Origin of the sequence: Methanococcoides sp. LMO-2 (assembly GCF_038432375.1) — an archaeon.
Taxonomy (GTDB): domain Archaea; phylum Halobacteriota; class Methanosarcinia; order Methanosarcinales; family Methanosarcinaceae; genus Methanococcoides; species Methanococcoides cohabitans.
Genome location: NZ_JBCAUS010000001.1, coordinates 14,795 through 41,394, shown reverse-complemented (window position 1 = coordinate 41,394; position 26,600 = coordinate 14,795). Strand labels below are relative to the sequence as shown.

Sequence of the window (26,600 nt, the reverse complement as noted above, 5' to 3'; positions counted from 1 at the left end):
TGGCACTGAAATCAGCAACCGGAAGGACCGGAGGTACCGGAGCTGAGGTCACATTGATATAACCGGTCTTGACCTCGGAATCAGTACCATTGATATTACTGACAGTAAGATTCACAGTGTAAAGACCAGCTGTATCGTAGGTATGAACGAAATTCTGACTGGAGTTATCCTCAGTACCGTCATTATCAATATCCCACGACCATGAGGTTGCATCGGTTGAGAGATCAGTGAACGCAACAGTGAGTGGAACATCTCCTTCAGTAACGTTAGCGGTAAAGTCAGCAACTGGATAGACGGACGGTGCAGCCAGAGGCAGATAGTCAATGTGACCCGCTGCAATCGTATAGGTTTCGTCGCATATGCCATCTCTGTCTGCATCAGTATTATTGGTCTCGCTGAATCCTGTGCCATTGGGGTGTGCCCAATAGTTACCACCTAAATATGATCCACCAATAATGTTTGTACCTGCTGTTTTGGTGATGTTCCAGAAGTTCCCGGTACTATCATTAATTAGAGTGTTGTTCGTGTTGTTTAAGCAGTTGTTGTAGATCAAGTTATTGCTGGAATTATCCAGATAAATGCCGTATTTGTTAAAATTAATATTGTTGTTACTGATAATGCATCCTTGAACTCTATCGAGAGATATTCCACTACTTCCAATACTGGCACCCGTGACATTAAAGCCGTTGATAGTCACACCATCAGCAGTAACCACGAATACATGGTCACTGTTGGATACAGCAGTGACATTCGTCAAAGCAGCACCACCTGATGAAGTGATGTTCACCTGTCTGTACACATTCACATTCTCATTGTACGTACCAGGATAGACAACAATCGTATCACCATTGGTTGCACCATCAACAGCATCCTGGATGGAATAGCCAGGATACACATTGATTTCATCTTCTGTACCAGACTTTGAAGCATAGATAGTGTTACCCCATCTACCAATATTAACCCTGTCACCATTGTTTTCAGGTTCCAGGTTGTAGCTGTCTGCAGGATCCCCGGCATCAATACATAGACTGGATACCGGTATTATTTCCCACCCTGCACCGTTCCATGTTCCCCAGCTGGAATTTAGATAATACTTGCCATTGGCTGTATCATAGAATAACGGGTCCGCGTATATATCGTGAGCTCCAGCTGCTAAATTATTGTAGCTTCCCAGTGCATTACCATACAAGTTGTTATAATCGCTGTTTATGGTGTGTCTTCTACTTTCAACGTTGTTTATCCCATATCCCATATCATTATACAGCTGAGAATTAGTTATGATATTATTCTCTACCGTTATCATAAATCCGGTTGTACTTGTGCTGCCGTAATACTCCCTTGTTGTGATACCGTCACCATCACACCCGTTAATGGTATTATATTCGATCAATACATCATCATATCCATACACACAAATACCACCGGCCCTGCCGTCACCCTGTGTATTATAAATAAGATTGTGGTGGATGTGATTACCGGTTGTTTCAGACTTTACAACACTGTCACCTGACACTTCAGCCGATAATGCTATACCGTACTCCCGGACGTTATAAATTTCATTATACCTTATCTCGTTATCTTTGCTAAAACTTGAAGCGTCGTTCCTGTAGAGCATATAGATAGCAGAATCTCCCTGATCGTCTGAGGTAAATATGTTGTTTTCAACGAGTGCACCTGAACATTCATCCAGACGAATACCAGCATTGGAGGCAACGTAACTGAAATTATTGTCATGAATCCATATCCTGTCATCGCCTGTGTAACCTGTATAAAGTATGTAAACATCACAGTGACCTGCACGTCCGAAGTAATTATCACAAATTTCAACATCCGGTGTCATCTGCTGCCAGTTTGGAATTTTTATAAAGTCTCCTATTCCAGTAATAAAGCTTAGATTATGGAATGTAAGCCCATGACCGCGTATCTCAATAAGACCATACATGTCTTTATTGGATTCGATAATTTTGTCCTGGTTCCATCTGTCAGCATCAAAAGTAATATTTGATATTGTGACATTGTAGGCACTCTTGTAATAGTGGCCAGGTACCGCTGTATTACCAGTTACCATTGACCATTCGTAACTTGAAGGTTTAGGGATATTGGCCTTTAGTTTGACAACTACCCCTTTTTCTCCTGTAAAAGTAGTATTTGAAGGAACTTCAATTGTGTCATCAATAATATAATCATTGGCAAGGCCATCTTTTTTAAGGTAGACCGTAGTGTACCCGGGATTATCCCTAACATAAGCCAAAGCCTGATTGATCTGAACCTGGTCAGCTACTCCATTACAATTGTAGTCACCATCATTATTTGCGGAAACGTAAACAATTGGAGGCGATAGAGCTGTTACCGTTCCAATGCTCATCAATACTAAAGTCATCCCAAAACAAATCAGTATACTTCGTTCAATCCTCATAACCCCACCACCACATTATAACGATCTTCCAGATTGTCCACATCTGCAAAGATCACTATCACTAAGGCAGAAAATGCCAAAGACCATCAGGTACAAAAAAGGCATTACCACCTTATCGTCCCCACAGACGAATCTGAACCTCTATTTAAAAATTATATTTCATTTTATAAGAACATTGTTAAAGAATATTGAATGTCATGTTAAATATGTTAAGAAATCTATAATTTATAACACTGTTAACAAAACAAAATGATGAAAAATGTATTTTATCAGGCTTCAAAAAACTGAGTTTGCTCTTGAAACTTCCATATTAAAGTCAGTGAGGTGTTGAGTGTAGCTCAGCAACTCGATCCGCTCTCCTGAAGCGAAATCTAGCATATGCAGAAGCATGATCTTACGCATGCAATCTCATAATCCCATTTCGGGTATCTTACCTCCCTTCAACAAAAGCCAGATCATAAACAACAATTCTCCCCAACCCAGACTCTGACTGATTGCCAGATCGAAATCCGGGAAAAGAAAAATCGCAAAATAATCTATCAGATAGCTTAAACCTGCAATTATCAGAAAGACACCCAGAATTCTAGGAATGTAGTCTGACTTGAAAACCAAATAACCCAGCAGCACAAGATGAAGCCCAAAAAATATGAGTCCTATATCCCACATTTGATCAAAAGCGCTCAGAGATAGCATCATCTGAGCATGCAACTGATCTGTTTCAAATACTGTCAGGTAATTAGCATCACTTAAAAGCTGCAGAACAGCAAAAAGATCAGCCAGAGCGACTCCAAAAATAGCTGCATACACCAAACGGGACCAGGCAGTGAGCAACGAGAGAGCGTTGTTCACCGGTTTGAGCAGAATATAAAGTGCCCAGGCAACCAACACATCAAGAATGATCACTATAAGATAGCTGCAGATAGCAACCCGGAACAGAAAGTCACCAGCAATGATATTATTTGCTGTTGTTGCTGCATCTCCCGGTACAATAAGATCAGGGAGAATAAAATAATGAGCAACAATAGCAAATATGGTCATTCCCAGAAGCCCAAGTCCTGCAACAATTGCAGCTTTGGGCTGCGATAGATCTGCAATCTGATTTGTCATTTCAGTACCCCGTTATTTTGTAGATATTGTTACTTATCCAATGAATAGCGTCTATCAATGAGCGATCTTATCATTCCTGCCCCAATATAGGCTCAACATGCTCAAATAAGGAAAAAGTAAGATCAGACACTTTGGAAACGGTGTCAATCCCTACTGATATTGATCTCATTCATTGCCATATTCAGCAAAGGATTCACTAGTACCCAAATATGTCTTTGATTCAACATATCTGAATGCTTCCAGTTCTTCTTTTTCGAATCTGCCAGGCTCCTCAAGAGCTTCTATGCTTGGCCATTCTTCGATCCCAACAAAATCCCACTCTTCGTTGGACCACCGACAGTCGATCATCATAAGGACCTTCATTCCGAGTTCATCCATTTCCTCGCGATCCTTACGCATGAACTCAGACTTTTCCTCATCAGACAGATCATAAAATGCTTCCTTGATCCTGGCAAAATACATTCTGATTATTGGTTTATTCTCAGTCATCTTAGCACTTCCCCCTATTCTCGTGTAGATCATTCATCCACGTAAAAACCGGACCCCACAAGATATGTCTCATTCCCTATCGATGTCATCTTGATGAACGTGTGCTTCATTGAAGCCTCACTCTCACCAGGCTTTGGCCAGTAGTAATCAACCCAACCCTCTCCTTCTTCGCTGAGAGCTGTATCAATGAAGATCTGGCCTATAGATTTATCGTTGAAATCCACAAGTTTGCTCATGTCCTGGCCTTCACCACTCAGGTCCGGCGGATAGACGACACGCATTCCGTCTGTTCTCCAGATGAATATGTAGAAATCATCATGGAACCACTCACTATCGGCTTCCCTGAACTCCGGAAATGCCAGTTCGCCCTTCTCTTGTATCAGGTCAATGGCCGCATTGACCCGTGATAACGTATACTCTTCCTCTGAGGACAGTGCGAACTGCTCCTCGTCAACTGCCTGGCCCTCCTGCTCAGAAGCGGAAGTGTCATCTGACTGCACACAGCCAGCGACTGTCAGTAAGAGGACAGCCGTGAATAGAATATAGATTATAGCCTTAAGATCGCTCATATTATACCCCCCTAAAGGAAAATGAATTTCCTTTGTTAAGTTAAATTTTGCTTTATGGAAGAAATAGATATTCATCGGAGTTTATGCTGAAAGAAACAGAAATAAGGTCATTCAGGAGACAAAGGAACACTAAAGCCAAAAGTGCTTCCAACACCGGGTTCACTTTCGACCCAAACATTGCCACCATGCATATCTACTAATTTTTTAACAAGGGAAAGCCCAAGACCTGTTCCTTCAAACTTGCGATTCGAAGCTGAATCCACCTGTGTAAAAGGATGAAATAGATTATGTTGTTCTGATCTTGGAATTCCAATGCCTGTATCTTCAACTTTGATAACCAAAGACGTACTAGTCTTTTTGGCCCTAAGAAGTACTGAACCACCTTCAGGAGTGAACTTTATAGCATTGGAAAACAGGTTGAAAATAACCTGCTTTAATTTTAACTTGTCAGCATTAATGCAAAAATTATCAGATTCAACAATTGTATCCAAGCATAAGTCCTTTTGTTGCGCAAGAGGAGAAACAATTGACAATACTTCATCCAACATATCTAAAAATATGAATGTTTCATAGTGAAGCTCCGCTTTACCAGCTTCTATCTTTGAAAGGTCAAGAATATTATTAATAAGACTTAATAAATGCCTGCCGCTTTTAGATATATTCGTAATATATCTAACCTGTTTGTCATTAAGCAGATCTTCACCATTATAGAGAAGGACATCTGAAAATCCAATAATCGAATTCAAAGGAGTGCGGAGTTCATGGCTCATATTAGCCAGGAATTCACTTTTTAATTTATTTGATACCTCTGCGTTGGCCTTTGCTTCTAAAAGGGCTTTTTCTATCTTTTTACGTGCAGTTATATCTCTGGAAATGCTCAGAATAGCTACATTACCATTATATTCGATAAAATGGGCACTCATTTCAACTGGTATTTCAGATCCATCTTTTCGAAGATGTACCATTTCAAAGATGCATCCGCCAGTATGGAAAAAATCTGTCATCTTTTTATGGAAGACCGCCACACATTCCGGACTGAACGTATCAAGTATGTTCTTCTTCAACAAGGTATCTCTTGTGTAACCTAGCCACTCACATAGTTTGTCATTCACTTCATAGATATAACCCGTCAGATCGTAAAGGGAAACTGCATCATTTGAATGATCAAAGAGGGTTTTGAACCTTAGCTCTGTTTTTTTCAGAGCTTCTTCTGCAAGTTTCTTTTCAGTAATATCTACAATAATTCCCTGAAAACGAGTTGGTTTTCCGGAATTGTCCAATTCTATAAGTGACGTTTCGGTTACCCAGCGAATATTACGTTCAGAATCTATTATCCTATATTCTTTTGTAAATTCGGAGTTGCCATTCTTTATGCATTCAGAAAAGGACAAAAAATAATCAGAAACATCTTCAGAATGAATTATATCCTCATATAGTACCTTATCAGACATTAGACATGCTGCTGAATATCCAAACTGGGATATGTTCTCAGAAACGAATTCAACAGGAAAACCATTTTCCGAGTTCCTGAGAAATGCCACCACAGGGCTGTTCCTATAGATCGATTTCAGCTCTTTTTCCTTCTTCATTAACTCAGGAGAAGTTCGCAGGTGTTTCCTGTACTTGCTACTGAGCTGATCTACCAGGTTGATCCACACCCCATCCGCCTTCATGATAATCTTTTCCCGATCATCCATCAATTCGAGAAACTCTGAAGAAGAAAAAGATTCAAGCGGACAGGTAAATAAAGTAGTAAAATGGAAAACTGAACTAAAGGAAATGATAGAATTTTGACACTCCCTCAGAAAAGGAAGTATCGCAACTTCATCTCTGATCAGATCAATATTAATACTCAGTCCATTGAATCCATTTTTAATAGCATATTTCTGTTTATTTTCTATTATTTCCATTATAGCATTGCAATATGCACCGGCATTAGAGAATAAATTTGGATCTATAAGAACAAGGTCGAAATTTGTGGAACAGGAATTATGATCGGCATAGATTGCATTTTGCCTGAAAAGCTCACCCATGTTTTCACTATCTTTTATCCCGGGAGTTATCCAAACACATAGATCATTACGTTCAAAACCTGAAGCTAAGAAAGAGTGGACAAAATCAGGCACATCATCATCATTTTTATACACAAGTGTGAGATGTTCACCGCAAGGAACATCTGATACAGGCAATTTGATCTTTCTTGAATATCCATACATGCCATCAACGCCCGGAAATCTTCAATGATAACAATTCATAAAGTCCAATTTAATGTTCATCGGCTTTTGTACTTCAACAAGTGCGTGAAAGAGCGCATTGCTTCATGCATTTGCTACTGAGCATATCTACCAGATTCATCCACATACCATTCGTTTTCATGATCGTTTTTTCCCGGTCATCGGCCAGTTCAAGTACCTCTGAAGAGGATAATGAATCCAGAGGGCATGTGAACAATGTCGTAAGATCCATAGCTGAAGTTGAAGAGATGATAGATCTTCGGCACTGTTCGAGGAAAGGAAACATTTGACCTTTATCTGCGATCAGGTCAACATTGATCCGCAGGCCATTAAAACCGCTTTTAAGAACAAATTTCTGCTTTTTTTCAATAAGTTCCAGTATAGAATTACAGAACAAACCAACGTTTGAAAGTATTTCTGGATTTACAAGAACAAGATTGAAATTCGTGGAACAGGAATTATGGTTTACATAGATCGTTTTTTCTTTGAAAATATTATCCGCATCTTCTTTAACCTTCATCCCAGGCGTAATCCATACGCATAGATCATTTCGCCTAAATCCGGATCTTAAAAAAGATGAAACAAAGTCAAGCACATTATCATCATTTTTATAAACTAGCGTTATATGGTCGCCATGAGGAACGTCTGATATAGGCAAACCAATTTTCCTTGAATATTCCTTCATGCTTTTAACACCTTTTTCTGAATCGAGGACTTCTGTAACGACTAAATTACGAGAGTGAAAGTAATTGTTGATTAAAACAAATTAACTTTATATCCGACAAGTTCGACTGTAAAACAGCATTGTATATAAACATTGCCAATTGGGGTAACTTATATCATCAATTATGAAAACAAACTAACAAAAACACCACTGGAAATGGTTCAAATAAGCATTCCGAAATCATAATAAGCCATCCAGACCATCCAATAGCTATGACCCTCTTATCAAAAAATGAACTTAAAGAGCTTGTACTTGCGAATCCGCCTCTTGTAGAGAACATGATAGATATTGATATCCAGCTCCAGCCCAACGGTGTGGAAATGACACTTCAGGAGGTCAGGACCATTGATGGAGCAGGAGCAGTGGACTTTGATAATTCAGGAAGGAAGATATCAGATGGGAAAAGGATCGGATTCGATGAGAACGGATGGATACACCTCGACCCCGGCATATACAAGGTCCTTTTGAATGAGATCGTCAATATACCGAAGACACTGGCAGCGATCGCTAAACCCCGTTCCAGCCTTATCAGGTGCGGAGCCACCCTTGAAACTGCTGTATGGGATGCAGGATATTGTGGAAGGAGCGAATGCATGCTTGTAGTACACAATGCAGCAGGATTCGATCTTCAGAAAGATGCACGCATAATGCAGCTTCTTTTCTACCACCTTCACACAGAAGTGGATGAGGGTTATTGTGGAAGATACCAGCATGAGAATATCTGATGTGTAATTAGATGGCACCTAAGTGAGAAATGTGGAAGAGCGCATGAATGTGTCCGGATGCCATTGGCATCCATCCATTTTAATAAGAACTTTTATAGAATATTCATTTTCATTTTCATCCAGCATTCACATCCATACGGGACATAAAGGAAAATGGATCGCTGGGATCCTTAAAAATTAAGCGTTGACCATTGATCCATTTAAGGACCCTTCTGCAAGTTTTCTTTCAGTAATATCAACAATAATTCCCTGGAAGCGAGTTGGCTGACCTGAATTATTAGTCTCGATCAATGAAGTTTCATTGACCCAGCGAGGATTACATTTGTGATCCAGGATCCTGTATTCTTTTGTAAATTTGGCATCCCCATTTTTAATGCATTCCGAAAATGACATGAAATAATCGTCAATGTCCCAGGGATGAATCAGATCCTCATACAGAACCCTGTTGCACATGAGATCTTCTGCCGAATAACCAAATTGGGATATGTTCTCAGAAACGAATTCAACAGGGAAACCATTTTCCGAATTCCTCTGGAACGCAACTACAGGACTATTACAGTAAACCGAATGTAGCTCCTTTTCTCTCACCATCAGCTCAGAAGAAATGCGCAGTTCTTTCCTGTACTTGCTGCTGATAAGATCCATCAGATTTACCCAGATTCCATTTTTTTTCATAATAGTACATTTTTCCCGGTCATCCATCAGATCAAAGACATCAGAGGAGGAAAAAGAATCCAGAGGACAGGTAAATAGGGTTGTAAGGTTCATACCTGAAGTTGCAGAAATGATAGATTTCCGGCATTGTTTGAGGAAATTTAGCATCTGGCCTTCGTCTGCCATCAGGTCAATATTGATGCGCAGTCCGTCAAATCCACAGTTTGATGCATATTTTTGCTTCTTTTCGATAAATTCCAATATAGCATTGCAAAGATCTTCTACATTTGAAAGCAGTGTAGGACTCACAAAAACAAGATCAAAATTAGATGAACCGGAATTCTGTTTAACAAAAATGGTCTTTTCCTCGAAAAAAGCATCCTGATCTTCACTATCTTTTATCCCGGGTGTCAGCCAGAGGCATAGATCATTATTTTTAAAACCGGACCTTAAGAAAGACGAAACAAAATCAAGTACTTTATCGCCTTCTTTGTATACAAGCGTAATATGCTCCCCATGCGGAACATCTGATATAGGAAAGCCCATTTTTCTTGATGAATTTTGCATCTTATTGCCACCAGAATCCTTCATAATATGTATTTATAAATAGGGAAATAGTCAGGTTTGAACTTGCCATCGAATTAAAACAACTTGACTTTACATACATCAATTTTGCCTGTATTGTTGATGTTGTATATATATTTGACCATAGCCACACAGTTCTCAACAAATTCACAAAAAGAGATGATGGAGAGAACTGATATTCACAAAAGAAGCCTTTCGAAATAATTTGTTGAAAATTATACACAACGCAACTGCTTTTCTATCACCCCAACCATAAGAAGGCTATTGTAGAAGATACCAGCATGAGAATCTCTAACATGGCAGGAAGTAGCACCTACGTAAAGGATATGTAATATAATAGGTATCTCCCGTAGCATGAGTGAAATCGGCAAATCTGTCAGGATGGAGCGTATTTTCGACAGAAATACGGGTAATGCTATAATAATACCAATGGACCATGGCGTCGGTGCAGGACCTATCAAAGGTCTGATCGACATGCCATCAACAGTAAATAAGGTAGCAGAGGGCGGTGCAAATGCTGTCCTTGGCCACATGGGACTTGCAAAACACGGTCACCGTGGATATGGAAGGGATGTAGGACTTATCATCCACCTCTCCGGTTCCACAGCACTCGGACCTGACCCAAACCACAAGGTCCTTGTCACAACCGTTGAGGAAGCTATAAAGGTGGGTGCTGATGCAGTTTCAGTTCACATCAATGTCGGCGCAGCTGATGAAGCAGAAATGCTTCAGGATCTCGGATATACCGCAAAGAAATGTGACGAGTGGGGAATGCCCCTTCTCGCAATGACATACCCAAGAGGTGCAAAAGTTGTATCCGAGACTGACGTGGAATACGTGAAGCACGCAGCAAGGGTTGGTGCTGAACTTGGTGCTGACATCGTCAAGACAAGCTACACTGGCGACCCTGATTCCTTCAAAGAGGTAATTGATGGCTGTCCGGTCCCTGTAGTGATCGCAGGCGGTCCGCAGATGGACACCGAAAAGGAGATACTCGAAATGGTCTACGATGCGCTCCAGGTCGGCTGCAAGGGTGTCGCAATGGGCAGGAACGTTTTCCAGTCCGACAATCCAACAAGACTTGTGACCAGGATCTCAAAGGTCGTACACGGTGGAATGACAGCAGACGAAGCCATGGAAGACTGAGAGCACTATAATTCACATGCCGGAATTTCCGGCACTCATTTTTTATTTACTAATATTTATGACAGTATATCCAGGATATAGCTTTGGCTATCATATATGAATAAATATACCTGAAGAAAGGATAGAATGAAAAGGATAGCAAGACCGGTGATGGAATAACCAACAAAATCAGTTAGTAGTGGTGGTACAATATGATTTTACGATCTTGCTCGACTACTAGAATATATTATTTATTATATATAACTTCCGAAATCGTTTTTGTTTTAAACTAAATAGATAATAATTTAAAATGATAAGAAACCTGAGGAGAAGAACGGAATGAAGAGTAATAGCAAGACCGTGATGGAATGACCAATAAAAAATCAGTTTGTGGTGGTGGTGGTACGATATGATTTTCTTCGGTCTTGCCTAAATACTACTATAAAGTAGCTAGTATATAAAACTATTGCATTCTATGATAATTATGATGATGTGTCTGTTGTGTTGATAATACAAATTGCTAAGAGAAAAAAATAAAAAAGATGGGAGGAGAATTAAATCTGACATTATTTCCATAATATATATGGAAAAAATTAATCAAAGATTTCAGATACCAATACCAATATTAAGTTGCTTAAGTGGCATAACATAAGGCGTTTCTGCATGACTGTGTACGTGCGCTTCAACTCCATAGACCTTTGCTATGTTCTCAGTTGTAAGAACCTTACAAGGCTCACCTGCAGAAACAACTTTACCATCTTTCATCATCAGGATCTGATCGGAATATCTGGAAGCCAGATTCAGGTCGTGTACAGCCATTAAGGCTGTGACCTTCTTTTCCTTTACAAGCTTTTGCACGCTCTCCATGACATCCAGTTGATGCCAGATATCCAGGTTGCTGGTGGGTTCATCAAGTAGAATAACACCTGTATCCTGTGCCAGTGCCCTTGCAATGAGGATCTTTTGTTGCTGACCGCCACTAAGCTCATCAAAGCTGCATAGGGCCAGATCATCAATACCCATTTCCTCAAGCACCTGCCAGACCTTTTCCTTGTCCTCTTCATTACTGAACCAGCCAATATGCGGCCTTCTTCCCATCAATACAGTCTCAAAGACCGTTGTAGGAAATACCCTGTTAGAACTCTGGGGAACATAAGCAAGATTCCTTGCAATTTCCATACGCTTCATGTTTTTCAAATTGCATCCATCGATGTGTATATCGCCTGAATCAGGCATCAATATCTTGTTCATGCATTTTAGCATAGTCGATTTGCCAGCCCCGTTGGGACCTACAAGGCTCACAAAGCTTGATCTGTGGATATCAACAGACACATCTTCCAATATTGGTGTACTGGCATAGCCAAAACACATGTCTTTGATCTTTACTTTCACCATATTACCAGAACTCCTTCTTTTTCCTTTTAAGTATAAGATACATGAAGAACGGCACTCCAAGCAGAGATGTCATAATACCCGTCGGTATCATTGTGGGTCTGAGTATATTCATACCGGTAGCGTCCGCTGAGATCAATATGAGAGCCCCAAGCAGGCCGGATGCAGGAAACAGGTATTTGTGGTCCGAACCTATGACCATGCGTGCCATATGGGGTGCAACCAGTCCTATAAAAGCGATAGTTCCCGTAAAACAGACTACAGTCGCTATAAGAAGACTGGCAAGAAGCATACTGAACATTCTTACCCGGTTTGCATCTATACCAAGGCTTTTAGCGTTTTCATCACCGATTGCCATTATATTCAGATCGTTTGCCTTCAGGTAGAGTAAAGGTGTGCAAAAAACAAATACACCAAGCAGAAGTGCAAAGTTGCTCCATGAAAAAGCGGACAGGTCACCCATACCCCAGCTTACCATAACTCTCAATTGTTCATCCGTTGCAAAATAGCGGAAAAGGTCACTGAGGGATCCAAAAAGATAATTTATCGCAATACCTGCAAGGATCAGGGTCTCGGAAGTTGCACCTTTAAAGCTTGCAAGCGCAATTATGAACAGTGCACATAACATTGCAAAAAGGAAGGCATTTCCCACCATAAGATATGGACCTCCAATAACACCTACACCCATCACAGCTGCCACTGCCACACCAAAATTTGCCCCCGAAGAGATACCCAGAGTGAATGGACTTGCAAGCGGGTTCTTAAGTACCGCCTGCATTACACAACCGCAGATACCCAGCCCGAAACCTGCCATTATACCGGCAACGATACGTGGAAGACGAATGTTCCATACGATCTGTGAAGGTAGCTCTTCACTCACAAAATAACCGGGAAATAAACTGGAGATCAATATTTTGTAGACATCCGGAATTGAGATCTCAAGAGGACCAATTGTAACTATAAATGCTGAAAGTAAGGTTACCAGAAATAACATTGAAACAAGGAAAACAAGTTTTTTCCCCACATAACGGTGGTAACTTTCCCTCACTTGGGTACTCGTCCCTGAACCTGGAATATCAGTATTTTCCAGTCCGGAATCACGTTGTTTATTGAAATTTTCTTTCATATTCTCACCGCATCTGGACAAAAGAGGATATGAGAAGACCATATGGGGTTGGAAATTTCAAAGGCTACCACCCCATATCCTCTATAAGTCCTTGCTCCGGCAAACAGACCGGATCAATTGATCTCCTTCAGGAAAGGCTGGTATTCTGCCATTTCGGTGTATACACCATCAATCCCCAGGATCTGGCGGTATACCTCGTTTCCTTCCTCTTCCAGGTCAAGGTCACTGAACTCTTCGGGATGCAGGCATTTTGCCATGTACATCATGTTCAAAAGACTCCTGTCCAGAGGTCGCCCTCTGCAATATGGATAGACACAGGAGTAGACATTGTTTTCAGACACAGCAGGAATCTCTGAAAGTTCAGCTGTCTCCATTACAAAATCAACACCATTGGGTTCTCCAAATGTTGAGGTTGAAGACCATGCGACAAATATGTAATCAGGCTTCCAGGCAACGATCTGTTCAGGAGGAACATTGACATTCTCACCTGTACATTCCCTTGCAACGTTAATACCACCTGCAATATCCAGAGGCTCATAAACAGCTTCTGTGCGGGTAAAGTCTCTTCCCTCAACAGCATCGTAGAAACCTTTTTTTGCCCCTCTTGGCGCAAAGTAGACCGTTGGCTTCTCATTTTCCTCAATCTGTGAGGTCACGGATGCGATCATGTCAACCTTTGAACTAACATAATCCTCCAGTTCAACTGCCCTGTCCTGCTGATCCAGAACATTACCCAGCAAACTGATGTGATCATAGCTTTCAGCAAAAGTAAAACCTGCACCTGCATCAACACATGGACAACCTACCTTCTCTTCGATAAGGTCTCCCCTGTTGTACCAGGTCGCATCGAAAACAACATCCGGCTTAAGAATTGCCATTGTCTCATAATCAATCTCTTTACGGGTATTTGTTTCAGGAAGATCGTCGAGCTGACCTCCTTCATATATCCGGAGGGATTGCCAGGCATTCTTCGCTATTTTCTCATCATTTGCATCTCTTGGAAGAACACATCCGGAACGAGTGCATTCGTCGGTGGAGACTATTTTATCAAGATCGCCAAGAGCAATGACCATCCTGGAATTGTCAGGATTGGTTGTGATTATCCTCTCTACAGGCCTGTAGAAGGTCACTACACGTTCATGGCTGTCAGTGACCGACTTTGGCTTTCCTTCCCAGAAAGTCAGTATGTATGAAGCATCGCCTACATCATCAAGTGAATATGAACTGTCATCGAGCATGTAATCACAAATAGCACCTGAAACCTCATCATCTGTAAGGATGTTATCGCCATTGTCACATGGAAGAACTGAAGGTAATGCTGCTGCACTCATTATTGAAACGACCAAACATGTGATCATTAATGTTCCAGCTAAGAACTTTGGTATGTATCTCATTTTTTATTACCCCTGGAATTATATCTTCGGAAAACAAGCATGCAACCAATGATCGCCAATGAAGCAACAGATACTCCAAAACCAGGTGCATTGGAAGTAGAAGCTGCCTCAGATCCTTCTGAAACGGACGTGCAAACTTCTGAAGCAGAAAAGGTCGCAGGATCAGCGTTCGGATCAGTTACCGGAATCCATCTTTCCTTCCCTTCGTTGAGCTCCTGGGTCTGGAAAAGCATATCAACCCAATATCCTTCAAATGTGTACTCAACGGTTCCGGAAGGAATCACCTTGTATGTAATCTCATTTTCATTGCTTACAGAAAAAGCGATCTTACCTGCATTCCTGTCAACTTTGAAATGACTTGCATCCGATACCTCGGAATCGTCATCAGGAAAAGAAAAACCTTCAGGTATTGTCTCCACAATACCAACCATAAAAGGTGTCTCACCTGAAATTTCAAGTGTTATCTCAACGCTGCTTCCGGATGGCAGAGCGGAAGGAACGTTACGTTTGATCTCCAGAATATCTCCCTCCGCAGCAAGGGCTACGGGGGATAACACAGACCCTGCGATCATAAGCAGAGCTAAGTAGATAATCGATTTGTTAAATTTCATTGGAATCCTCCAAAAATTACATGAAGTCAGAGACTTCGTTTTTCAGATCTTATTTTGACTTAAGTTCTATCAAAAAATCAGCAACCAGATCAACCTCAGGAACTGAGGTCAGGAACTCATCTCCCAGAAGACCCGCCTTGAAGACGGACTCATGAATAGGAACGGTAGAGATGATCCTATCTTCGGGAATGCCACAGCACAATATTTCCCTGCCTGCGCCCTCAGCCCTGTTCAGTATATAGTAAAGCTGTTTTCCGGCTTTTGCTGCAAGCTCACTGATCTTTTCAGAAAGACGTATGGATTCGTAGGAAGGGTCAACAACCATGAAAAGAACATCACATCCTTCTTCCACACCCCTGCCAAAGTGTTCAATTCCAGCCTCCGTATCAACGAGAACAAAATCATCGTCATCGAGATTTATATTCTGTATCAGCTGTTTTGCAAGAGCCCCCATGGGACATGCACAACCCTCCCCGAATTCATGGATCTTACCAACTGCCATCAATGACACATTATCCTTTCTGCTGACATAGCCCTCAGGGATGGTCGGGATCTCCCATTTGTGGTCGAAAAGGGTTAGTTTTTCACCCTTTGGAAAGGCTTCCATCATCTTTCCGATGAGGTCCTTCTTTCCTCCCATAAAGTTCAGGAGATCATCCGGTAATTCCAGACCCAATTGCCTGTGCAGACCAAAATTGGATTCATCATTATCAATAACAAGGACGTTACAACCCCTGTCAGAAAGTGACCTGGCGATCAGAGCAGTAAGTGTGCTTTTGCCACAGCCGCCTTTTCCACAGAGCAATGCTTTCAATCCATCGCCCCCTGATCCCACCAGACTTTTACCCTGGTAGACTGGCCACGATCCACAAACTGGCCGTCCTGCTCCTCCAGTGTATCTTCCAGATAGTTCCTGAGAGCTGCTTCCTGTTGTTCTGTATCAATTGTGTAGCGAGAACTGAAGTAATTGAACGCTTCGTCCATTGAATCAAATGAGTTTACGAACTCAAGTGGAAAAATGTGCATATCCGGATAGATGCCCATACTGTAAAGCAGGTTATAAAGCACATTGCACTTCGGGCCGGGAGAATATTCCTTCCCGTACATAGCAGGCCACAGATTCGTAGAATGTTCTTCCCATGGCGTCTCTCCTGCAAACCAGTAAAGGTTGATGTAACCTGAGCAAACACGCTGCATCTTCTCTATAGCATCCTTTATATCAGGCATACCCAGCGAGAAGGATGCGATTACAATATCATAAGGGCCTTCAAGATCCTTTTCGACATCCAGATCCTCCCATCTTTTGTTAACACAGCCGATGTTGCTAATTCCGGAGTTGATGATGTTCTCCTGTAAAAGTTCCATCATGCCTTTCCCCGGCTCTACAGCAGTCACATGACCAACCCTCTCTGAAAGAGGGATAGCAAGACTACCCGGACCGGCTCCAATGTCCAGGACACGGGAGTCTTCTTTAAGAGGAAGTTCGTTCAGTGTCTTCTCGACCCTTCCCCTGTTCTCCTGCGACCTATTCCAGAAACGTTCTGCGTTCTCCCTGCTGTCCCATAGAGTCGCGCAGTTCCCACGGTCCTGATGATCTGCTTTTCGATTGGCCTTCATCATTTCAATCCAGACCACATTCCAATCAATTGATTTGTTTTTCATTATACTACACCACATTTTTGATCAGACTTATAAATAGATTCAATCAACTTTGCGCCTCAAGATGAAAAGCGCTGAAACAAGACCTGCAATTGCAGTTATGGACAAAAAGCCAGGCAGACTTTCACCTGACTGTGCATATTCTTCAGGTCCGTACTCCACAGTGCTTAAGTCTTCAGAAGAAGATTCTGATGAAGAAGAAACAACGGTATAATCTTCCACAGAAGCATCTGCCTCAGAAGTCGTCTCCTCAGAGTTTTCGCTCTCAATCTCGGTTGAAGCCGGAACTTCAACAGCCTTTTCAGTCTCGGTTGCAGTTTCAAATACAACATTCATTGCAGGATAGAATAGGAATCCACCATCAGTACCCTTACCTGCTTTAGAGGTCTTGAGATACCAGTCGTCAGTAAAGTAAACAGCATCATTCATTTCCAGGGTGATCGTTTCATCGTTGGACATATTGATGTAGTTCTCTGAAACTTCCCTGCATTTAAGAAGACCAAACTTGTCTCCCTCTTCAATGGAAATTATATTATCCTTGTCGATAAGCCAGGTATACTTGATTATAGCAAAAGAGTCGGAAGTTCCCTTGAAGGTGTTCTCAAGATATGTAGCAAAGTATACCACATCATCCATTCCTGCAATATATTCCTTCGCAACAAATGCACGGTCATCATCGGTCCCATCCATATCAAGTATAGCAGAATCCAGTTCAACGCCATCCTTATAGAGAATAACAAAAGCTTTACCTGCATCTGCATCCAGCTGATCCATTTTCAGGCTGTAACCCTTACCCAGCTCCCAGGATTCACCTTCCATCAGCTGTTTCTCTGAGCCTCCACCCTGTTCTGTGATCAGTGTTGTCATCTTACTGGCATCATCATTGACAGAAATATACTTTGCACCGAACAATGGTATGACTGAATATGTGGAAACAACAGTAACATCTGTCTTTTTACTCAACATGAATTTCTTATTATACGTATGAGTGCTATAGATGAGTTCCTTTTTATCAATGACATTGTTAACAGGATCTGCACCGATTGCAGGGTTCTCAGGATCGATATTCTCATAGTAAACTGATTCCGTGTTAGAGCCTGCATCATTCAATGCAAAATACAGTGCACCCCAGTTAGATCTGTCCCAGGATATAGAAGTAACATCTCCGCTGTCAAGGATCTCTCCACGTACTGTCACTGATTCTGCTGAACAGACACCCACTGTAAGAACAAGTGACAAGAACAGCAAAATTGCAATATTTGCTTTATTAGCAAGTTTGATCTTAATAGTCATTCCTCCTTTTTTAGTAAACACACAAATGCTAGAGATAAGTAACATTTTTTTACTTGATCGTTTGTTTTAGTGTTACTTATATTATAAATCGTCATACTAAATCATTAATATAAATAATTTTGTATTAACAGCGTGACATTATAAATTTGTAGAACGTATCACAACTAAACCGAATGATGACGATTGGTGAAAATAGAATCAATTAGTAATTGTTCACTCCCACAAAATTCCATCAGACATGGAAAAACCCGAACATCCAATTCAAAAGGCCGATCATCTGATGACCAGATCATTTACCCAACAGACACAAATTTATATGTGGAAAGTGAGTTAATCAGAATATATACCCGCTAACATATTGAAAAAAGCGAAAATGAAACTGGGGCTTCAGATCTCTTTTGGATCAAAACCGGAAAAATCAAAGAGATTTCAAAATCCCCCTGCAATATGATCGCGAACTTATGAGGATCTATCATGGACAGGTATGAACAGGTTATTGAACTGGCAAAACGACGAGGTTTTCTGTGGAACTCCTTTGAGCTGTATGGAGGTACTGCAGGATTTTATGATTACGGACCCCTTGGAAGCACTTTAAAGCGCAGGATCGAGCAGATCTGGCGTGAACTGTATGTGATCCATGAAGGATTCATGGAGATCGAAACACCTACAGTCGGCATCGAAGATGTATTCGTTGCATCCGGCCACGTAGGAGGATTCTCCGATCCGCTCTGTGAATGCAAGGAATGTGGTGAAGCATTCCGTGCAGACCACCTTGTAGATAAGATCGTTGAAATTGCAGATGCCCTTAGCAACGAGGAACTTGACAGGCTGATCAAAGAGAATAACATCGGGTGCCCCGAATGTGGCGGTGAGCTCGGTGAGGCCTATGAGTTCAACCTTATGTTCAAGACAAGCATCGGACCGGGCACCGGCAGGCAGGGTTACATGCGCCCGGAGACCGCACAGGGAATGTTCGTGAACTTCCAGAGACTTTCCAGGTATTACCGTGAAAAACTACCCTTTGGTGCAACACAGATCGGCAAGTCATACCGTAACGAGATCTCACCAAGACAGGGTGTAATAAGACTTCGTGAGTTCACACAGGCAGAAGCTGAGATATTCACACATCCTGAAGAGAAGACCCACCCGAACATCGGAAGGTTCGAGGATGTAACGTTAAGCCTCTACTCAGATGAAGCACAGCAGAAAGGCGTTATTGAGCAGATGACCGTCAGGGAAGCTATTGACAATAACATTATTGCACACGAATTCCTGGCATACCACATTGCACTTACGAACAATTTCCTGCAGCGCGTAGGTATTGCTGCAGACAAGCTCAGGTTCAGGCAGCACCAGAAGGATGAGATGGCACACTACGCTATCGATTGTTGGGATGCTGAGATCCTGACGGACAGGTTCGGCTGGATCGAGGTTGTCGGTATTGCAGACAGGACCGACTACGACCTCATGGCCCATGCAAAAACAAGCGGCACAGAACTGGTTATTCACATCGAATACGATGAACCAAAGATGATCGAACAGTTCGTGGTCAAGCCGGATATGGGCAAGCTCGGACCTCTTTTCAAAGGAAAGGCAAAGGCTGTTGCAGATGCACTTAAGGAATTAAGCTCAGAAGAACTTGATAAGGATGAGATCAAGGTCAACATCGATGGTGAAGAGTTCACAGTACCTTCCGACATAATCTCCTATTCACAGGAAACAGTCAAGGTCAGCGGTGAAAAGATCGTACCTCATGTTATCGAGCCATCCTATGGTATCGACAGAATTCTCTACTGTACCATGGAACACGCATTCGAAGAAGAAATGGTCGCTGCTGAAGGCGAGGAAGAGGAAGAGGAGAGAATAGTCCTCAGATTCCAGAAAGAAGTCGCACCTGTCCAGGTAGCTGTCCTTCCATTGCTTACAAGGGAAGAACTGATGAACCCTGGAAAGGAGATCGCAGAAAAACTTCGAAATCGTGGACTTCTTGTAGCCTATGATGACTCAAGAGCTATCGGTCGCCGCTACCGCAGGAACGATGAGATCGGAACACCATATTCCATTACAATCGATTACGATACCCTTGAGGACAATTCCGTTACCATCCGTGACCGTGATTCAATGGCACAGGTCAGGACACCTGTCGATGGAATTGAGAACGTGATATACGACCTCGTCTATGGAAAGAAGGACTTTGAGAACGCAGGTGTGAAGCTTTAAACACTTTCACACCGCTTGCCTCATATTTAATAAGGTTAAGGACGTAATTGCATCAAGCAACTTTCAGACCTTAAATGAATAACCTGAAATAAATATGAGCAACTACATCAAACATCCTCTGGTAAAACCGGACACTATAGAACAAAGGCTTTACCAACTTGACCTTGCCGGGAAGGCACTATCAGCACCAACACTGGTAGTTCTGCCAACCGGCCTTGGCAAGACGATCGTTGCTCTTCTTGTTATTGCCTCGCGACTGGAAAAGACCGGAGGTAAAGCCCTTGTCCTATCCCCTACAAAACCGCTGGTGGAACAGCATGCTTCTTTTTTGAAAACTGCCCTTAACATACCCGAAGAAGAGATACTGACATTCACAGGAGCAGTCTCACCTGAGAAAAGAGCAGACCTCTGGGAAAAAGGACGAATCATCATCTCAACACCACAGGTCATCGAAAACGACATCCTCACTAAAAGAATAAGCCTTGAGGACGTTTCACACATCACTTTTGACGAGGCACACAGAGCTGTGGGCAATTATGCTTATACCTACATTGCAGAGAGATACTTCCAGGATGCTAAGGACCCTCACTGCCTTGCGATCACTGCAAGCCCTGGGAGCTCAGATGAGAAGATCAGTGAGGTCTGCACCAACCTCTTCATAAGTTCAGTTGCCATCAAGACTGAATCCGATTCGGATGTTTCCCCTTACATTCACAAAAAAGAGATCGAATGGAAGCATGTGATACTACCGGATGAGATGAAGGAGCTGAAGAAACTTCTGGACAAGGTGCTGGATGACAGGTTCAAGAAACTCGGAGAACTTGGCTATTCACTTCCATACGGAAAGAATTCTTCAAAAAGAGACCTGCTGGGCCTGCAGAAAAGTCTGCAGGGGCAGTTGAGAGGAATGGCGGATCCGGCAGTGTTCAGTGCACTATCCATACTGGCAGAGATCATGAAGGTCAGCCATGCCGTTGAGGTCATTGAAACCCAGGGACTTGAATCCCTTTCAAAATATGCCGACCGGCTGGAGAACGAAGCAGTCTCAAAGAGTGGAAGCAAAGCTGCAAAACGTCTTTCTGAAGACATGTACATGCGTCAGTTCTACCACAGGATAAAGGAATGCGATACCGAGCATCCAAAGCTTGCTGTGGTACGTGACATCGTATCAAAGGAACTGGATGGTAAACCTGATTCAAGAGTGATTATCTTTACAAATTACCGCGATACTTCGGAGATGGTGACGAATGCTCTTTCTGAGATCGAGGGAATAAGACCCATAAAGTTCGTGGGGCAGAGCTCAAAATTCCGCGACAAAGGGCTTACTCAGAAACAGCAGGTCGAGATCATCGAGGATTTCAAGGCAGGAAAACACAATGTCCTTGTTGCAACCTCAGTTGCCGAGGAAGGGCTTGACATACCTGCCACGGATCTTGTATTGTTCTACGAGCCGGTGCCTTCTGAGATCAGAAGCATTCAGAGAAAAGGTCGTACGGGCAGGAAACACGAAGGAAGAGTGGTCGTCCTTGTTACAAAAGGCACACGTGATGAAGCCTATTACTGGAGCTGTACCCACAAGGAACGCCGGATGCAAAGCAACATGAAGCAATGGCAGGAGTCGATGTCATCCGAAAATAGCAATGAGGATATTGCAAATGAGTTCGGGGTTACACAGAAGCAGCAAACAGGACTGGCAGATTTTGCAGATGCCGATAATGGGATCACGGTCGTTCTCGACCAGAGAGAGATACGCAGTACTGTTGCCCGAAGCCTTGAGAAGATGGGAGTTGATATCTCTGTAAAAACACTCGAGGTTGGAGATTACATCGTCAGTGACAGAACAGCCATCGAACGTAAGAGCACTGAGGACTTTGTCAGTTCTCTTCTTGACAGGGACCTCTTCAGGCAGATCTCAGATCTTGCGGGTTCTTATGACAAGCCGATCCTGATAATTGAAGGCGAAGGTCTGTTCACTTCCAGAATGCTTAACCCGAATGCCATCCATGGGACGATCGCATCCCTTGTGCTGGATTTCGGAGTATCTGTACTTTACACCAGAGACCCTGAAGACACAGCATCCCTTATCAGCATCCTTGCAAAACGAGAGCAGATCGATGAAAAGCGGGAGATCAGCGTACACGGGAAAAAGTCCTCAATGCTGCTTTCACAGCAACAGGAGTACGTTGTTTCATCAATCAGTGATATAGGACCAAATGCCGCAAGGAACCTACTGGAACATTTCGGAACCATCGAGAACGTAATGAAAGCGGACCAGGATGAATTAAAAGAGGTCAAGAACATCGGACCGAAGACCGCTGCAAAGATAAGAGAAATTCTCACTAGTGAATACAAAGGTTAAAAATAGATCAAGCAGGGTTTAAAGTACCCTGCATCTGATGAAGAGAACTTAATCGTGTTCACCCAACTTTTCAATTCAATTCAATTCAATTCAATTCAGCTGAGCCTGTCAAGAATATTAATTATCTTTTCCATTGTCTCAAGATATTCATTGATCCTGCGAGGGTCATTCTCGGACTGGATCTGAGCTGCAAGAGACTCTAACTTCATCTTCAACATATCGGAAACTGAGCCCATACATTCTACTTGTTTAGCAGGTGTTGTTGGGATTGCTTCAGTTCTGACCTCAGGAGAAGTAAATGAGATCGGGACTTGGTCTGCCGGGATCTGAGTTTCAATCCCCGGAGATACTGTTGGTTGTTCTGTTGCAACCACTTGCGGAGCTATTGCTGCCTCCGGTCGCTTTACTGGTTCCGGCGGAATAATGTCTGCACCTACTCCTTCACCCTGGCATATCGGACAAAGGACCTCACCGTGATACCTGAACATAGGGGCACCGCATGTGGTACAGTGCTGTGCAAGCATTGTGCCTCCAAGTTCCAGTAATCTTGATATCTGTTTTATCTTATCGTCACTGTCGCTCATTAATTCACCTTTTAGCATACTCCATGAATGAAAGTCTTTTTATAGGATATAATTGTTAGGGGTACTGCAATATTGATTCTTATTCTATATCATTAAACCATTATTAAGGTGATCCAAATGTTAGGAGCCAGCGAACCTGAAGACGTCATTAAGCAATGTACACAAGTGCTAGAACACATCGCAAACGATAATTCAGTTCCAAGGAATATCAGACGTTCAGCAAATGACATCCTTGCAACATTGAACAACGAAGCAGAGCCACTTTTCCTTAGAACATCATCCAGTATTTCCATACTGGAGGACATAAGCAACGACCCAAACATCCCGTTGCACACAAGAACCCTTATCTGGAATGTTGCAAGCCAGCTTGAAACAATTCCAGTAGATGAATAAAACAAGCCACATCATAATCTGTGGAAAAACGGTCTGACACTTCAGGCCTACCTTATCCTTTTATTTCATGCCCCTAGCTTACATGCTTTTTTTCCGAACGTAAGTATAATACCTATTGATAACTTTTTATGCATGAAATTACGATTACTAGCTACGATCATTATCATAAATTAAAAAGAGATTTTACCATGAAATTCGATCCTGAAGCCATAAGGAAAGCAACAAAGGAAGATTTTGATGCTGCGTGGAAGAGTGGAAAGGACCTTGTACACAGGTCTGGCATTAACCAGCAGTACCCACACACATCTTTCAATTTCGGAAAAGCACACCCGGTATACGACACGATCTCAAAGCTCAGGGAAGCCTACCTGCGCATGGGTTTTGACGAGATGATGAATCCACTGATCGTGGATGAGCGTGAAGTTCACAAGCAGTTCGGCCATGAGGCACTTGCAGTCCTTGACCGCTGTTTCTACCTGGCAGGATTGCCAAGACCAAATGTCGGCATATCTGACCAGCGCATCGCGAAGATAAAAGAGATGCTCGGAGGAATTGATGATGAGGGAATCGAGATCATAAGGAAGGTCCTTCACTCATACAAGAAAGGAGAGGTAGAAGGAGATGACCTTGTCCCGGAGATCTCACATAAGCTCGATGTATCAGATGCGCTTGTGGTGGAAATGATCGACCAGGTCTTCCCGGAGTTCAAGGAACTCATACCACAGGCCACAAAGAAGACACTCAGAAGTCACATGACCTCAGGCTGGTTCCTTTCCCTTGCGGGCATACTGGAACGTGCAAGACCACCATTCCACTTCTTCTCAATTGACCGTGCATTCAGGAGAGAACAGCAGGAAGATGCTTCAAGGCTCATGACCTACTACACCGCTTCATGTGTCATCATGGACGAGGATGTAACAGTAGACCATGGTAAAGCAGTTGCACAGGGCCTTCTCTCACAGTTTGGTTTCGAGAAGTTCCTTTTCAGGCCTGATGAGAAGAGAAGCAAATACTACGTGCCTGACACACAGATCGAAGTATTCGCATACCATCCCAAACTCGTAGGCTCAAATACAAAATACTCCGATGGCTGGATAGAGATCGCAACCTTTGGGATCTACTCACCAACCGCACTTTCAGAGTATGAGATCCCATACCCGGTCATGAACCTCGGACTTGGTGTGGAAAGGCTTGCAATGATACTGCACGACTCAACTGACCTGCGTGCCATGACATATCCGCAGATCCCACAGTACTCCGAATGGAACCTGAAGGACGGGGAGCTGGCAACAATGATCTATGTGGACAAACTGCCGGAGACCGCAGAGGGTCAGGAGATCATGGACAGCATCGTTGAACAGTGCGAACTCCACTCATCAGAACCAAGCCCATGCGAGTTTGCTGCATGGGAAGGAGAGATCGGTGGAAAGAAGGTGAAGGTATCCGTAGTGGAGCCTGAAGAGGAAACAAAGCTCTGCGGACCTGCAACATTCAATGAAGTAGTTGTCTATGAGAACGACATACTGGGACTTCCAAACAACAAGAAATGGAAGAAGGCTTTCGAGAACCACTCCGCAAGGACAGGAGTACGTTTCCTTGATGCATTTGCCGCACAGGCAGCCAGAGAGATCGAAGAGGCTGTTGAGAACGGTGAGAGCTCTACAGAGACCCGTATCAGGATAGTAAAGGTACCTTCCGAGGTCAACATCAAGCTCGACCCGCTTGCCCAGAGATACATTACCGGCAAGAACAAGAAGATCGATATCCGCGGACCAGTCTTCACGACCGTCAGGGCAGAGATCGAGTAAAAATACATTATAAGAGAGATCATGTTCACAGAGATCGCAAAAATCATGGACAAAGGTGAACCGGTCTGCGTCACCTTTGAAAAAGGAGAAAACGCAGAAAAAGGAGATGATTACGAACTCCTGTACTGTGAACTGATCACAAAAGCACGTGATGGAGAGGTATTTCTTGCCTCTTCCCAGCGTTGCCCTCCCGGTAAATTCGTTCTTAGGGAATCAGAGGACAGGCCTGACAGTTATTATCTTAAGTCGGGCCGTTATATCGACAAGGAAACTGCTGCCAACGCTGCAGCCAATCTTCCAAGGGTCAGCAGGGAATACGATCGCATAAGGATAGAACCCTTATCAAAGAACAACGGCACTTTTGATGTGATGATACTATACCTGAGGCCTGAGAAGGCTATGAGGATCGTTCAGGCAATGGCATATAACGATGGAGAACGTGTAAGTATCGATACTTTTGGTGCGGCCTCAATATGCGGAGACTGCACAGCTCTTGCAGATGAGAAAGGGATCGCACTGACCTATGGCTGTAAAGGTTCCCGCAAACACAGCGAGTATAGCGATGATGAGATACCCATAGGTATACGCTTTGATAAAGCAGAAAAAATAGAGAAGGGATTGAAGAACATCCCCGAAACCAGGAACTGATCAAAGAACGATCAGAACCCAATGAATCCCGGGTTTTCCTTTTTTGTTAGATCTTCTTTTCCCGGATATTTTTAAGAATGTTTTGACCTCAGGTCAACGTGCCTCATAGAAGCACATGTCCTCAGCCACAACACGAGTCTCTTTCCCGACCTCGCTTGAAAGTACATTGCTTATGCGGGCAATGCCTTTGGTCTGTAGCTGAAGGCGGATCATCATGGTCTCATGTTCCTCAAAGAACATGTCATTCCCGGTTATTGTCCTATGCGTGGATAACTGATGTTTTATCACCTTTGCAATCAGGCCGGTGGTGCCACGTGTCAGGTCATGTATGGAAGTATGGGTAAGAAATACAGTGTCCCCTGCATCCACATTTAAAGCTGTGAAAAAGTTCTGAGGTGTACGTATCTCGATCGTGCGCAACTGATGGTTCTTCAGCTCAGACATTACCAGATCCGATATACCCGTAAGTGCCACGTATTCCATTT

General features: G+C 42.8%; 23 protein-coding genes. 7 read left to right on the top strand and 16 right to left on the bottom strand.

Going from position 1 to position 26,600, the window contains the following annotated elements; translation table 11 throughout:
* The 6 genes from WOA13_RS00210 to WOA13_RS00185 all read right to left on the bottom strand — a co-directional run.
* The coding region (locus tag WOA13_RS00210; protein WP_342125998.1) for a NosD domain-containing protein at window positions 1-2,365 on the bottom strand (2,365 nt) is incomplete at its 3' end.
* Window positions 2,366-2,824: 459 nt separating this feature from the next.
* Complete coding sequence (locus WOA13_RS00205; protein ID WP_342125997.1) at window positions 2,825-3,523, bottom strand: DUF4386 domain-containing protein; 699 nt, start codon at window positions 3,521-3,523, stop codon at window positions 2,825-2,827.
* A gap of 165 nt (window positions 3,524-3,688) precedes the next feature.
* Window positions 3,689-4,012, bottom strand: a complete 324-nt coding sequence (locus tag WOA13_RS00200; RefSeq protein ID WP_342125996.1) for a hypothetical protein — start codon at window positions 4,010-4,012, stop codon at window positions 3,689-3,691.
* Between the two features lie 29 nt (window positions 4,013-4,041).
* On the bottom strand, window positions 4,042-4,581 hold the full coding sequence (locus tag WOA13_RS00195) for a cache domain-containing protein (RefSeq protein ID WP_342125995.1): 540 nt from the start codon (window positions 4,579-4,581) through the stop codon (window positions 4,042-4,044).
* 107 nt (window positions 4,582-4,688) lie between these two features.
* A complete protein-coding gene (locus WOA13_RS00190; protein WP_342125994.1) occupies window positions 4,689-6,797 on the bottom strand; it encodes a PAS domain S-box protein in 2,109 nt (702 codons plus the stop codon).
* 73 nt (window positions 6,798-6,870) lie between these two features.
* Window positions 6,871-7,500, bottom strand: coding sequence for an MEDS domain-containing protein (locus WOA13_RS00185; RefSeq protein WP_342125993.1), 630 nt, complete (start codon window positions 7,498-7,500; stop codon window positions 6,871-6,873).
* A 251-nt stretch (window positions 7,501-7,751) separates the two neighbouring features.
* On the opposite strand from WOA13_RS00185, the gene WOA13_RS00180 reads away from it, so the two are divergent.
* The gene (locus WOA13_RS00180; RefSeq protein WP_342125992.1) at window positions 7,752-8,264 is read left to right on the top strand and encodes a deoxyuridine 5'-triphosphate nucleotidohydrolase; all 513 of its coding nucleotides are present in this window, start codon (window positions 7,752-7,754) and stop codon (window positions 8,262-8,264) included.
* A gap of 177 nt (window positions 8,265-8,441) precedes the next feature.
* Here WOA13_RS00180 and WOA13_RS00175 read toward each other — a convergent pair whose 3' ends face one another.
* On the bottom strand, window positions 8,442-9,485 hold the full coding sequence (locus tag WOA13_RS00175) for a PAS domain-containing protein (RefSeq protein ID WP_342125991.1): 1,044 nt from the start codon (window positions 9,483-9,485) through the stop codon (window positions 8,442-8,444).
* A 372-nt stretch (window positions 9,486-9,857) separates the two neighbouring features.
* On the opposite strand from WOA13_RS00175, the gene WOA13_RS00170 reads away from it, so the two are divergent.
* A complete protein-coding gene (locus WOA13_RS00170) occupies window positions 9,858-10,649 on the top strand; it encodes a 2-amino-3,7-dideoxy-D-threo-hept-6-ulosonate synthase (protein WP_342125990.1) in 792 nt (263 codons plus the stop codon).
* 585 nt (window positions 10,650-11,234) lie between these two features.
* Here WOA13_RS00170 and WOA13_RS00165 read toward each other — a convergent pair.
* The 7 genes from WOA13_RS00165 to WOA13_RS00135 form a co-directional block, all read right to left on the bottom strand.
* The gene (locus WOA13_RS00165) at window positions 11,235-12,023 is read right to left on the bottom strand and encodes an ABC transporter ATP-binding protein (protein WP_342125989.1); all 789 of its coding nucleotides are present in this window, start codon (window positions 12,021-12,023) and stop codon (window positions 11,235-11,237) included.
* Window position 12,024: 1 nt separating this feature from the next.
* Window positions 12,025-13,146 (bottom strand): FecCD family ABC transporter permease, encoded by a 1,122-nt coding sequence (locus WOA13_RS00160; RefSeq protein ID WP_342125988.1) that lies wholly within the window; start codon window positions 13,144-13,146, stop codon window positions 12,025-12,027.
* A gap of 113 nt (window positions 13,147-13,259) precedes the next feature.
* Window positions 13,260-14,540 carry an ABC transporter substrate-binding protein gene (locus WOA13_RS00155; protein WP_342125987.1) on the bottom strand — a complete coding sequence of 427 codons (1,281 nt, stop codon included), beginning with the start codon at window positions 14,538-14,540 and terminating at the stop codon, window positions 13,260-13,262.
* Window positions 14,537-15,151 carry a hypothetical protein gene (locus WOA13_RS00150; RefSeq protein WP_342125986.1) on the bottom strand — a complete coding sequence of 205 codons (615 nt, stop codon included), beginning with the start codon at window positions 15,149-15,151 and terminating at the stop codon, window positions 14,537-14,539. The genes WOA13_RS00155 and WOA13_RS00150 overlap by 4 nt, the downstream gene beginning before the upstream one ends.
* Window positions 15,152-15,200: 49 nt before the next feature.
* Window positions 15,201-15,965, bottom strand: coding sequence for an ATP-binding protein (locus tag WOA13_RS00145; protein ID WP_342125985.1), 765 nt, complete (start codon window positions 15,963-15,965; stop codon window positions 15,201-15,203).
* Entirely contained in the window at window positions 15,962-16,813 is an 852-nt protein-coding gene (locus WOA13_RS00140) for a class I SAM-dependent methyltransferase (protein ID WP_342125984.1), read from the bottom strand. Before WOA13_RS00140 ends, WOA13_RS00145 begins: the two co-directional genes overlap by 4 nt.
* A 39-nt stretch (window positions 16,814-16,852) precedes the next feature.
* The gene (locus tag WOA13_RS00135; protein ID WP_342125983.1) at window positions 16,853-18,103 is read right to left on the bottom strand and encodes an S-layer protein domain-containing protein; all 1,251 of its coding nucleotides are present in this window, start codon (window positions 18,101-18,103) and stop codon (window positions 16,853-16,855) included.
* A 474-nt stretch (window positions 18,104-18,577) separates the two neighbouring features.
* On the opposite strand from WOA13_RS00135, the gene glyS reads away from it, so the two are divergent.
* Entirely contained in the window at window positions 18,578-20,323 is a 1,746-nt protein-coding gene (glyS, locus tag WOA13_RS00130; RefSeq protein ID WP_342125982.1) for a glycine--tRNA ligase, read from the top strand.
* 94 nt (window positions 20,324-20,417) lie between these two features.
* Window positions 20,418-22,682, top strand: coding sequence for a DEAD/DEAH box helicase (locus WOA13_RS00125; protein WP_342125981.1), 2,265 nt, complete (start codon window positions 20,418-20,420; stop codon window positions 22,680-22,682).
* A gap of 95 nt (window positions 22,683-22,777) precedes the next feature.
* Here WOA13_RS00125 and WOA13_RS00120 read toward each other — a convergent pair whose 3' ends face one another.
* Window positions 22,778-23,266 (bottom strand): Sjogren's syndrome/scleroderma autoantigen 1 family protein, encoded by a 489-nt coding sequence (locus tag WOA13_RS00120; RefSeq protein ID WP_342125980.1) that lies wholly within the window; start codon window positions 23,264-23,266, stop codon window positions 22,778-22,780.
* A gap of 117 nt (window positions 23,267-23,383) precedes the next feature.
* Here WOA13_RS00120 and WOA13_RS00115 point away from each other — a divergent pair, with 117 nt between their 5' ends.
* The 3 genes from WOA13_RS00115 to WOA13_RS00105 all read left to right on the top strand — a co-directional run bounded on the left by WOA13_RS00115 (window position 23,384) and on the right by WOA13_RS00105 (window position 26,115).
* On the top strand, window positions 23,384-23,659 hold the full coding sequence (locus WOA13_RS00115; protein WP_048205569.1) for a stationary phase-response protein: 276 nt from the start codon (window positions 23,384-23,386) through the stop codon (window positions 23,657-23,659).
* 188 nt (window positions 23,660-23,847) lie between these two features.
* Window positions 23,848-25,467: an O-phosphoserine--tRNA ligase gene (gene sepS, locus WOA13_RS00110; protein WP_342125979.1), complete on the top strand. Its 1,620-nt coding sequence runs from the start codon at window positions 23,848-23,850 to the stop codon at window positions 25,465-25,467.
* Window positions 25,468-25,488: 21 nt separating this feature from the next.
* Entirely contained in the window at window positions 25,489-26,115 is a 627-nt protein-coding gene (locus WOA13_RS00105; RefSeq protein ID WP_342125978.1) for a DUF169 domain-containing protein, read from the top strand.
* A gap of 93 nt (window positions 26,116-26,208) precedes the next feature.
* Here WOA13_RS00105 and WOA13_RS00100 read toward each other — a convergent pair whose 3' ends face one another.
* Window positions 26,209-26,598 carry a DUF473 domain-containing protein gene (locus WOA13_RS00100; protein WP_342125977.1) on the bottom strand — a complete coding sequence of 130 codons (390 nt, stop codon included), beginning with the start codon at window positions 26,596-26,598 and terminating at the stop codon, window positions 26,209-26,211.
* Window positions 26,599-26,600 lie beyond the last annotated feature (2 nt).